This window comes from Streptomyces sp. NPDC127038 (assembly GCF_042725875.1).
GTDB lineage: Bacteria > Actinomycetota > Actinomycetes > Streptomycetales > Streptomycetaceae > Streptomyces.
This window is the reverse complement of sequence record NZ_JBHXDQ010000063.1, coordinates 37,350-48,278: the sequence shown is the minus strand read 5'-3', so window position 1 is coordinate 48,278 and position 10,929 is coordinate 37,350. Positions and strand designations below refer to the sequence as shown.

7 protein-coding genes are annotated in these 10,929 nt (G+C 72.8%); 3 read left to right on the top strand and 4 right to left on the bottom strand.

Annotation, left to right across the window (positions count from 1 at the left end):
• Positions 1-90: 90 nt before the first annotated feature.
• Positions 91-1,014, bottom strand: a complete 924-nt coding sequence (locus ACFWI4_RS32520; RefSeq protein ID WP_387203645.1) for a serine hydrolase — start codon at positions 1,012-1,014, stop codon at positions 91-93.
• Between the two features lie 189 nt (positions 1,015-1,203).
• On the opposite strand from ACFWI4_RS32520, the gene ACFWI4_RS32515 reads away from it, so the two are divergent.
• Positions 1,204-3,477: a glycosyltransferase family 39 protein gene (locus ACFWI4_RS32515; RefSeq protein WP_387203642.1), complete on the top strand. Its 2,274-nt coding sequence runs from the start codon at positions 1,204-1,206 to the stop codon at positions 3,475-3,477.
• A gap of 205 nt (positions 3,478-3,682) precedes the next feature.
• Positions 3,683-4,486 carry an endonuclease I family protein gene (locus tag ACFWI4_RS32510; protein ID WP_385407089.1) on the top strand — a complete coding sequence of 268 codons (804 nt, stop codon included), beginning with the start codon at positions 3,683-3,685 and terminating at the stop codon, positions 4,484-4,486.
• A 33-nt stretch (positions 4,487-4,519) separates the two neighbouring features.
• Here ACFWI4_RS32510 and ACFWI4_RS32505 read toward each other — a convergent pair whose 3' ends face one another.
• From ACFWI4_RS32505 to ACFWI4_RS32495, 3 genes are all read right to left on the bottom strand, one after another.
• The gene (locus ACFWI4_RS32505; protein WP_387203639.1) at positions 4,520-6,205 is read right to left on the bottom strand and encodes a thiamine pyrophosphate-binding protein; all 1,686 of its coding nucleotides are present in this window, start codon (positions 6,203-6,205) and stop codon (positions 4,520-4,522) included.
• A complete protein-coding gene (gene speB / locus ACFWI4_RS32500; RefSeq protein WP_387203636.1) occupies positions 6,202-7,170 on the bottom strand; it encodes an agmatinase in 969 nt (322 codons plus the stop codon). The genes ACFWI4_RS32505 and speB overlap by 4 nt, the downstream gene beginning before the upstream one ends.
• A gap of 63 nt (positions 7,171-7,233) precedes the next feature.
• Entirely contained in the window at positions 7,234-8,697 is a 1,464-nt protein-coding gene (locus tag ACFWI4_RS32495) for a sodium:solute symporter (RefSeq protein ID WP_387203633.1), read from the bottom strand.
• A gap of 184 nt (positions 8,698-8,881) precedes the next feature.
• Between ACFWI4_RS32495 and ACFWI4_RS32490 the strand changes: the two genes are divergently transcribed.
• Positions 8,882-10,873 carry a PucR family transcriptional regulator ligand-binding domain-containing protein gene (locus ACFWI4_RS32490; protein WP_387203630.1) on the top strand — a complete coding sequence of 664 codons (1,992 nt, stop codon included), beginning with the start codon at positions 8,882-8,884 and terminating at the stop codon, positions 10,871-10,873.
• Positions 10,874-10,929 lie beyond the last annotated feature (56 nt).

The following is a 10,929-nucleotide window of genomic DNA, read 5'->3' as shown; positions in this document are numbered from 1 at the left end:
ACCCCCCCACTGGGGCCCGCCCGCCCGGCCGGGGGGCGGGGGGGGCGGACGGAAGAGCGCGGGCGTCGCGACGCGGGAGAAGGGTCCCGGTCAGCTCGCCGGAACGGCCGGGAAGGCCTCCGCCGGCTTCGAGGTCGGCGTGAACCGCTGGGCGACGGTGGCGGTCGGCACGAGGTCCTTGTGGATCACCTTGGCGACCCCCTGGATGGTGGCGACGCCGTAGTCCATGGTGCTGCTCCCGACGGTCAGCACCGACATCATGTAGTCGTGCCCGCCGCCGTTGAAGGTGCCGAGGCTGTGCACCCGCCACGCGTTCGAGGAGCGCGAGAGCCAGCCGTTCTTGACGTGCACGGCGACCGTCGAGGGCGCCCCGGCCGGCGTCCCCCAGCGCTGCGAGGAGATCACCTGGCCCATGAGCTTGAGGATGTAGGCGCGCGAGCTGTCGCTCAGCACCGTGTTCTTGGCCGTGACGAGCTTGAGCAGCTTCTGCTCGTCGGTGACGTTGATCTGCGTCAGACCCCAGTAGCCGCCGGTGCCCGGCGTGGTCTTCGTCATCCCCGCCGCGGCCAGGAAACCCTTGATCTTCGTCAGACCGAGCTGGTTCCAGAGCTTGGTGGTCGAGGCGTTGTCCGACTGGGTGATCATCTTGGTGGCGAGCGAGGTCTCGGTGCTCGTCAGATAGCGGTTGTGCTTCTTCGCGTCCCACAGCAGCGTGGCGAGGACGGTCACCTTCACCGTGCTGGCCGAGTCGAACGAGGTGGTGGCGCGCAGCGTGCAGGTGGTGTTGGTCGAACGGTCGTAGAGGCCGATCGCGACGGTGCCCCTGCGGTTGGCGAGCGCCGCGGTGATGTCCGTCTTCAGCTTGGCGGCGAGACCGGCCTTGCTCGACGTACAGCTGACCGTCGGCGCCGGCGCGGCGCCGGCCGGGGCCGCGGCGATCGCGATCGGCACGATCACCGCTGCGCCGAGGCTCGTCGCGAGCACACGGGCAGCCCGGGATATCCGGTGAGTCATGGAGGCTTCCCATCCCCTTGAAGCGATACGGAGCGCGCCAGGGGCGCGCTCGCATCGAATGACTCACCACGGCGTACGAAAGTTGTACGGATGTTCTGGGTACTGGGGTTCGGGCACGGAACCCGAACGCACAGCTCACCCCCAGGCGGGCCACAGTCCGCGCCCATCGGCGCGCGGCAGGGTGCGACCGTGACGTCTGCCACTGACCCATCGCCCGACGCCCCCACGACTCCCCCGACCCCGCCGCCGGCCGCGCTGCCGGCGGGGTCCGAGGACCGGGCGCCGGCCACCCCCCGCTGGTCGCTTCCGGCACTGCTCGCGATCCTCGTCCTGGCCGCGGTCCTGTACTCCTGGAACCTGAAGGCCTCCGACCTCAACAGCTTCTACAGCGCCGCGGTGCTCAGCGGCACCCGGAGCTGGAAGGCCTGGTTCTTCGGCTCGCTCGACGCGGGCAACTTCATCACCGTCGACAAGCCGCCGTTCGCGCTCATGATCATGAGCCTGTCCTGCCGGGTGTTCGGCTTCGGCACCTGGCAGATGATGGCGCCGATGGTCGCCGCCGCGCTGGGCACGATCGGGATCCTGCACGCGAGCGTGAAGCGGTACTTCGGTCACGCGGCCGCCGCCGTCGCCGCGCTGGTCCTCGCCCTCACGCCGATCACGGTGGCGATCGACCGCGACAACAACCCGGACACCACGCTCGTCCTGCTGATGGTCGCGGGCGCGGCGCTGGGCCTGCGGGCCACGCGCGAGGGCCGGCTGCTCCCGCTGCTCGGCTCCGCGGTGTGCTTCGGGCTCGCGTTCAACACCAAGATGCTCCAGGGGTACATCGCGCTGCCGGCCGTCTTCGCCGTGTACCTGTACGCCTCCCGGCTCGGCTGGGCGAGGAAGGTCCGCGATCTGCTGCTGGCCGCCGTGACGCTGGCCGTCGCGAGCCTGTGGTGGGCGGCCGCCGTCTCCCTCGTACCGGCCGCCGACCGCCCCTACATCGGCGGCTCCACGGACGGCTCGGCCTGGGACCTGATCATGGGCTACAACGGCCTGGGCCGGGTGCTGGGCGGCGAGGGCAACGGTGGCGGGGGCGGCATGGGCGGTGGCGGCTTCTCCGGGACCGCGGGCCTCGGCCGGATGTTCAACGACATCCTCGGTGGCCAGATCTCCTGGCTGCTGCCCTTCGCCGGCATCGCGTTCGTGGGCGGCCTGGTGCTGTGCGGACGCGCGCCGCGCACCGACCCGACGCGTGCCGCGCTGCTGCTCTGGGGCGGCTGGACCGTCCTGCACTGTCTGACGTTCAGCATGGCCGAGGGCACCATGCACCCCTACTACACGACCGCGCTGGCCCCCGGGATCGCGGCGCTGACCGGCGCGGGCGGTGTCCTGCTGCTGCGCGCCTTCCGCGGCGGGGACGCCCGCTGGGCATGGGTGCTGCCCGCCGGGCTCGCGGTCACCGCGGTCTGGGCGGTCGTGCTGCTGCGCCGGGCCGCCGACTGGAACGGCTGGCTGTGGCCCGCCGTCGCGGTGCTCATGGCGCTCGCCGTGACGGGCCTGTTCGTCTTCCGCTCCGGCGGCCGCGCCCGGCTGTTCACCGCGTCCGTGGCCGCGGCGGTCGTCGCGGCGCTCGCCGGTCCGGCGGCGTACGCGGTCGCCGAGCCCGCGTCCGCCGGGGGCGGCGGTGGCATGGGCGGCAGCAACCCGACCGCGGGACCGACCACCGGCGGCGGCTTCGGAGGCGGCCCCGGCGGCGGCCGTGGCGGCTTCCCCGGCGGCACCGGACAGGGCGGTCCCGGCGCCGAGGCGGGCGCTGGGGCCGACGGCTTCCCCGGCGGCCAGGCACCCGGCGGCAACGGCCAGGCGCCCGAGGGGGACCTCCCCGGAGGCGAACCGGGCGGCGCGAACGGGGAGTTCCCCGGCGGCCAGGCACCCGGCGGCAACGGCGAACTGCCCCGGGGCGGTACGGGCGACCGGCCGGGCGGCGCGGGCGGCTTCGGCGGAGGCGGCTTCGGCGGAGGCGGTCCGGGCGGCACCACCAGCAGCGCCCTGGTCTCCTATCTGGAGAAGCACCAGGACGGCGCCAAGTGGCTTCTGGCGGTGTCCAATTCACAGAGCGCGGCCCAGCTGATCGTGAGCACGGGCAAGCCCGTCATCTCCATGTTCGGGTTCACCGGCTCCGACAAGGCGATGACGCTCGCCAAGCTCAAGGAGCTCGTGCGCAAGGGCGAGTTGCACTACATCCAGACAGGCGGCGGGATGGGCGGCGGCATGGGCGGGAACAACACGCTCGACGCACGGATCACCTCCTGGGTCGAGAAGCACGGCACGGCGGTGAAGCAGAGCGCGTACGACAAGTCGGCGTCGTCCGGCTCCACTTCGGCGTCCGGATCGGCCACCGGGTCCGGGTCCTCCGCGCGGAACGGCGCCCAGTCCTCGGCGCTGTACCGGCTCGACCCCTCCGACCTGGGCTGACCGCACCCCCGGAACGCCCCTACCGACGGCCCCCGACCCCACCGGTCGGGGGCCCTGTCCGTTCCGTCATCTCCCGTACGGAACATCCAAGTTGTTGAATCCCGACACAGAACCGCCACGTCCCCTTAACCCTCCGAACCTCATGTCCATGTCACTCTCCCGATTACCCGCTCCATTCAACCCGCGTAGAACGGACACCCCCACGATGCCCGCCACGCACATACGCCGCTGGAAGACCCTGGCGCTGAGCACCTCCGCGGTCCTCGTCGGCCTCACCCTGCCGACGGTGACCGCGACCCCCGCGAGCGCGACCACGACCGCGTACGACAGCACGTACTACAAGAACGCGATCGGCAAGACCGGCACGAGCCTGAAGTCCTCGCTGCACACCATCATCAGCAGCCAGACCAAGATCTCGTACTCCGCGGTCTGGAACGCGCTGATGGTCACCGACCAGGACCCGAACAACAGCAACAACGTGATCCTGCTGTACAGCGGCGTCTCGCGCGCCAAGTCCCTCAACGGCGGCGACGTCGGCGACTGGAACCGCGAGCACGTCTGGGCCAAGTCCCACGGCGACTTCGGCGAGGTGACGGGTCCCGGCACCGACCTGCACCACCTGCGTCCGGCGGACGTGCAGGTCAACAGCATCCGGGGCAACCTGGACTTCGACAACGGCGGCAGCGCGGTCACCAACGGCGGCGGCAGCAAGGTCGACTCGGACTCCTTCGAGCCGCGCGACGCCGACAAGGGCGACGTCGCCCGCATGATCCTCTACATGGCGGTCCGTTACGACGGCGGCGACGGCTTCGCCGACCTGGAGCCCGACGAGAAGGTCAACAACGGCAGCGCCCCGTACATCGGCAAGCTGTCCGTGCTCAAGGAGTGGAACGACGAGGACCCGCCGAGCGCCTTCGAGGAGAAGCGCAACCAGGTCATCTACGACAGCTACCAGCACAACCGCAACCCGTTCATCGACCACCCGGAGTGGGTCGACGCGATCTGGTAGCCGGTCCGGCCACCAGTCCGCGTGGGTGCGCCCTCAGTCCAGGTGCGTCGGCGCGAACATGCGCAGCAGGGCCGGGAGGACGACCACCGAGGGGCCCGGCGTGGCCAGGGCCTCGGCGAGGTCCTTCTCCAGCGTCCCGGGGGTCGTGCGGACCGCCGGGACGCCGAAGGACTCGGCCAGCGCCACGTAGTCGGGGCGGGACAGCTCGGTCGCCGTGGCCTGGCCGAAGGCGCCGGTCATGTACTCGCGCAGGATGCCGTAACCGCCGTCGTCGACGATGAGCCAGGTGACCGGGAGACCGCACTGCTTGGCCGTGGCCAGCTCGGCGATGGAGTACAGCGCGCCTCCGTCGCCGGACACCGCGAGAACCGGGCGGGTGGGGTCGGCCGCCGCCGCGCCGAGTGCCGCGGGGAAGCCGTAGCCGAGGCCGCCCGCGCCCTGCGCGGAGTGCATGGTGTTCGTGCCGCGCGGGTCGAAGGCCGACCACGCCCAGTACGCCAGGATCGTCATGTCCCAGAAGGACGGCGAGGTGGCCGGCAGGGCCCGGCGCACGGACGCCAGCACGTCCTGTTCCAGGGTGAGTTCCTGGCCGGCGATGCGCTCCGCCACCTTCGCGAGAAGGGTGCTCACGCGTTCCTCCGCCGACGGGTCGGGGCGTTCCTCCACCGTCTCCAGGAGCGCGGACAGCGCGAGGCGCGCGTCCGCGTGGATGCCGAGCGCCGGGTGGTTGGACTCCAGCTTGCCGAGGTCGGCCTCGATCTGGATCACCCGGCCGCGGGGCTTGAACGTGTGGTAGTTCGAGGACAGTTCGCCGAGTCCGGAGCCGACGACCAGCAGGACGTCGGCGTCCTCCAGGAAGTCCGTGGTGTGCCGGTCCTCCAGCCAGGACTGGAGCGAGAGCGGGTGGGTCCAGGGGAAGGCGCCCTTGCCGCCGAAGGTGGTGACGACCGGAGCGTTCAGCCGCTCCGCGAGCGCCCTCAGCTTGCCGGACGCGTCCGCCCGGACGACCCCGCCGCCCGCGATGATCGCGGGACGGGCCGCGGAGGACAGCAAGTGGGCGGCCAGCGCGGTCAGTTCGGGGCGCGGGACGATGTCCTCGGGGGTCGCGTCCATCGCCGTGACCTGCGGCAGACGGGTCTCCGCGAGCAGGACGTCCTGCGGGATCTCCACCCAGACCGGCCCGTGCGGGGCGGTCAGCGCCGACTCCCAGGCCTCGGCGATGGCGGAGGGGATCTGCGACTGCGTACGGACCGTGTGGACGGACTTGACGACACCCCGGAACGACGCCTGCTGGTCGGGGAGTTCGTGGAGGTAGCCGTGCCGGCCGCCGCCGAGTCCCGCGGTCGGGATCTGGCTGCTGATGGCGAGCACGGGCGCCGAGGCGGCCCGCGCCTCCTGGAGGGCGGCCAGGGAGGTCAGGGCGCCGGGGCCGGTGGAGAGCAGCAGCGGGGCCGCCTCACCGGTGATCCGGCCGTAGGCGTCCGCCGCGAATCCCGCGTTGTTCTCGACGCGCAGGCCGATGTAGCGGAGCGAGGAGCGGCGCAGGGCGTCGAACATGCCGAGCGCGTGCTGGCCCGGCAGTCCGAAGACGGTCGTGGCGCCGAGACCGGAGAGGGTCTCCACGACCAGGTCTCCGCCGTTGCGGCCGGGGGGCGGGTTGAGCGCGGCCTCCGTCTGTGCCGCCGTCGGGCGGAGAACCAGGTCGTGGTCGTGGGTCACTTGCTTCGGGCCTCCGCGATCTGGCGGGACATGATGGTGGTCAGTTCGTACGCGGTGTGGGACGCCGCCACCGCGGTGATCTCGGCGTGGTCGTAGGCCGGGGCGACCTCGACGACGTCGGCGGAGACCAGGTTGCAGGAGGACAGTCCGCGCAGGATCTCCAGGAGTTCGCGGGAGGTCATGCCGCCCGCCTCCGGGGTGCCGGTGCCGGGCGCGTGCGCCGGGTCGAGGCAGTCGATGTCGATGGAGATGTAGAGCGGGCGGTCGCCGATGCGCTGGCGCAGCTGGTCGGCGACCTCGTCGGCGCCACGGCGGTAGATGTCCGCCGAGGTGACGATGCCGAAGCCCATCTTCTCGTCGTCGGTGAGGTCCTGCTTGCCGTACAGCGGGCCGCGGGTGCCGACGTGGGAGAGCGCCGAGGTGTCGAGGATGCCCTCCTCGACGGCGCGGCGGAACGGGGTGCCGTGGGTGTACTCGGCGCCGAAGTAGGTGTCCCAGGTGTCGAGGTGCGCGTCGAAGTGGAGCAGCGCGACCGGGCCGTGCTTCTTGGCGACCGAGCGCAGCAGGGGCAGCGCGATGGTGTGGTCGCCGCCGAGGGTCATCAGGCGGGCGCCGGTGCCGAGCAGTTCGTCGGCGGCGGCCTCCACCGTCTCGACGGCCTCGTTGATGTTGAACGGGTTGGCCGCGATGTCACCGGCGTCCGCGACCTGCGCGAGGGCGAACGGGGAGGCGTCCTGCGCCGGGTTGTAGGGGCGCAGCAGCCGGGACGCCTCGCGGATCGCGTTGCCGCCGAAGCGGGCGCCCGGCCGGTACGAGACGCCGGAGTCGAACGGCACGCCGACGACGGCGACATCGGCGGTGCCGACCTCGTCGAGGCGGGGCAGCCGGGCGAAGGTCGCGGGGCCCGCGTACCGCGGGACGCGGGACGAGTCGACGGGGCCGCGGGGCGTCTCGTTGCTGCTCATGGGGGGTTGCCTTCTTTCCTACGCTTCGTCGCGTATGTACAACTAAGTACAAGTAACACGACTCTACTGGTGAACCGGGACCGGTTCGGACAGGGGTTCGGCGTCACGGCCCGCGAGCCGCTCCCGCCAGGTGGCCAGTACCGCCGCGTCGGTCGCCGGCGTGGCCAGCGAGACGATCACGTACGCGGCCAGGGACAGGAGGAGCCCGTAGTAGACGGGCTCGTTGGCGAGGATGCCGTAGGTCGCCATCAGGCCGATGACCGCGACACCGCCGACGACGACGGAGGCGAGCGCGCCGTGGACCGTGCCGCGCTTCCACAGCAGTCCGCCGAGGATCGGCACGAGCAGGCCGCCGACGAGCAGGTTGTACGCGACGGTCAGCGCCTCGACGACGTTGTTGAGCGCGATCGCCGTGCAGATCACCACGATGCCCATGATCAGGATGAAGGCGCGGTTGCCCTTGACCTCGTCGTGGTCCTCTCCCGCGTCGCGGCCGACGGCTCCGCGCAGCCGCGACCAGATGTCGTTGTTGGCGACGGTGGCGCAGGCGATCAGGGCGCCGGAGGAGGTGGACATCACGGCGGCGAGAGCCGCGGCGAGCACCAGTCCGCGGACGCCGACCGGGAGTTCGTCCTTGACGATGGTGGCGAAGGCGGTGTCGGCGCTGGGCAGCTTCGGGTACATGACCTTGGCGGCGGTGCCGATGACGGCGCCGGCGAGGGCGTACACGAGGCAGTAGGTGCCGGCTACGGTGCCGCCCCACTTGGCGGTGCGGTCGTCGCGCGCGGTGAACACGCGCTGCCAGATGTCCTGTCCGATCAGCATGCCGAACGTGTAGATCAGGACGTAGGTGAAGATCGTCTCGCCGCCGATGCCCAGCGGGTCGAAGTACTCGGTGGGCAGCTTGGCCTTCATCGCGGAGAAGCCGCCCGCCTTGACCACCGCGATGGGCAGCAGCAGGAGCAGGACGCCGATCGTCTTGACGACGAACTGCACCATGTCGGTGAGCGTGATCGACCACATGCCGCCGAGCGTCGAGTAGGCGACGACGATCGAGCCGCCGAGGATGATCGCGAGCGTCCGGTTCATGTCGAAGAGGACGTCGAAGATCGTGGCGTAGGCGATGGTCGAGGTGACCGCGAGCATCAGGGTGTACGCCCACATGACGACACCGGAGATGACACCGGCCCGGCCGCCGTAGCGCAGGTCGAGCATCTCGGAGACGGTGTAGACCTTGAGGCGCGCGATGCGGGCGGAGAAGAAGACGGACAGGGCCAGCAGGCCGAGGCCGATGGTGAAGACCATCCAGGCGCCCGAGAGGCCGTACTGGTAGCCGAGTCCGACCCCGCCGATGGTGGACGCGCCGCCGAGGACGATCGCGGCCATGGTGCCGGAGTACATGACGGGTCCGAGCCGGCGCCCCGCGACGAGGAAGTCGCTCTTGGACTTGGCGCGGCGCATGCCCCACCAGCCCATGGCCAGCATGCCGGCCAGATAGACGACGATCACTGTGTAGTCGACGGCCATGGGTCTCCTCAGGCGTTCGGTGGCGTGTCGTGCGGGGATGTGGGGGACCAACCGGCAACTGATCGCGGGGACATCCGCCCGTACCCGTGGCTGCCGGTCGGGACCGACACTAGGTGGCCGGAAAGCGGCTGCGAAGTGTACGTTTCATCCATTCGATCCGTACGGGATGGAGGAACCGTCCACCATGCCGGACTCACCGTCACCGTCCGCCCCCGCCGCGTCCGCGCCCGCCGTGCCGCCGGCCCCCGCCGTGTCGGCCCCCGCCGTGCCGCCGACCCCGCCGGTGCCGCTGTCGGCGCTGCTGGCCCGCGAGGACCTGGGGCTGCGGCTGATCGGCGGGCCCGGGCGGCCCGACACGGTGATCCACTGGGCCCACACCTCGGAGATGGCCGACCCCTACCCGTATCTGCTGGGCGGCGAGCTGCTGCTCACCGCCGGGGTCCACGTGCCCGACGCGGCCGACCGCGCCGACGGCCCGGCCGGCTACTTCGACGGCTATGTCTCCCGGATCGTCGCGGCGGGCGGCGCGGCCCTGGGATTCGGTCTGGCGCCGGTCCACGACACGGTCCCGCCCTCCCTCGTCGCGGCCTGCGACACCCACGGGCTGCCGCTCCTGGAGGTCCCGCCCCGGACGACGTTCTCCGGGGTCGCCCGCGCGGTGTGGCAGCTCATGGCCCAGGCGCGGCTCGCCGAGCTGCGCCGGGTGACCGAGGCCCAGCAGAGCCTGGCCGCGGCCGCCGCCCGCCCCGATCCGGTCCCGGCGGTCCTGCGGCAGCTGGCCCGCCGGGTGAACGGCTGGGCCGCTCTGTACGGCCCCGAGGGCACGGAACTGGCCCACGCGGGCCGCCTCCCGGCCCCGCCGGAACCACCGCGCGGGGCGGACCGGCCCGCCACCCCGGCACCCGGGACCCGCCCGGCCCCGGACACCCTTGCGAGTCCGGGAACCGGGACGGGAGCAGGGACCCCCGCGACTCCGGGAACCGGGACGGGAGTGGAGGCCCCGGCGGCTCCGGGAACCGGGACGGGAGCAGAGACCCCGACGCCTCCGGGAACCGGGACGGGAGCAGGGACCCCGGCGACTCCGGGAACCGGGGCGGGAAGGGAGACCCCCGCGGCTCCGGGAACCGCGGAGACCTCCGCCCGCCGCACCCCGGCCGGCCCACCGCGGACGGACCCCCACACCCCGGCCGGCCCACCACGCACTGCCCCCCGCACACCGGCCGGGCCGCCGCGGACGACCCCCCACACCCCGGCCGGCCCACCGCGCACAGACCCCCACACCCCCGCCGCGCCGGCCACCCCCGAGGCCGTGCTCGCCGAGCTCGCCTGGGTCGTGCGGCCCCGTGAGGCCCAGGGGCCCGCCCCCGCCTCGGCCACCGACACCGTGGGCGGTGTCCATCTGACCGCCTACGCCCTCGGCAGCGGACAGGGCTTCGTCCTCGGGGTCGCCGCCCCGCGCCGCGACCCCGGCGACCACACGATCGCCTCCGTCGCGTCCGTGCTGCTCTCCCTCCTCACCGGGGAGCACCGGAGCGCCTCGGGAGCCGCGCACGCGGCCGCCCTGGTGCGGCTGCTGCTCGGAGCGTCGCCCGAGGCGGTGGCGCCGCTGCTCGGCGGCGAACGGTGGACGGTGGTGCACGCGCGCCCCACCGGGGACGGCCCCGCGCCCGGCTCCGTCGCCGTGTCCGCGCTGGCTGCGGCCCTGGGCTCCGCGATGGTGGACGCGGACGGCGAGGTCGTCCGCGTCCTGGTCCCCGGCGACCGTGTTCCCGCCGCGCAGCCGGGCTGGACCTGCGGGGTGAGCGCTCCCGCGGACCCGCACGACTTGGCCGCCGCCGACACCCAGGCGGCCCGCGCCCTGGCCCGCGCCCGCGCCACCCGGGCGGCCCTGGTCCGGCACGGCGACCGCCCCGCGCTCGCCGACCTCGTCCCCCCGGCGGACGCCGAGGCCCACGCCCACGCCCTGCTCGCCCCCGTCGCCGGGACACCCGCCCTGACCGAGACCCTGCGCACCTGGCTCTCCCTGCACGGCAGTTGGGACCGCACGGCGGTGGCGCTCTCGGTCCACCGCAACACCGTCCGCCAACGCATCTCCCGCTGCGCCGCGTTGCTGGACACGGACCTCGACGACCCCGACGTACGCATGGAGTTGTGGTTCGCGCTCCGGGAGAACTGACCGCGCGACGCCGGGACCGGCACGGGGCGTCGCGGGACCGAGTGACGCACGTCCCA

Excerpts from the sequence above, each read along its gene's own strand:
- ACFWI4_RS32520 (WP_387203645.1), bottom strand. The coding sequence starts at position 1,014 with ATGACTCACCGGATATCCCGGGCTGCCCGTGTGCTCGCGACGAGCCTC.
- ACFWI4_RS32490 (WP_387203630.1), top strand. The coding sequence starts at position 8,882 with ATGCCGGACTCACCGTCACCGTCCGCCCCCGCCGCGTCCGCGCCCGCC.
- ACFWI4_RS32495 (WP_387203633.1), bottom strand. The coding sequence starts at position 8,697 with ATGGCCGTCGACTACACAGTGATCGTCGTCTATCTGGCCGGCATGCTG.
- ACFWI4_RS32510 (WP_385407089.1), top strand. The coding sequence starts at position 3,683 with ATGCCCGCCACGCACATACGCCGCTGGAAGACCCTGGCGCTGAGCACC.
- speB (WP_387203636.1), bottom strand. The coding sequence starts at position 7,170 with ATGAGCAGCAACGAGACGCCCCGCGGCCCCGTCGACTCGTCCCGCGTC.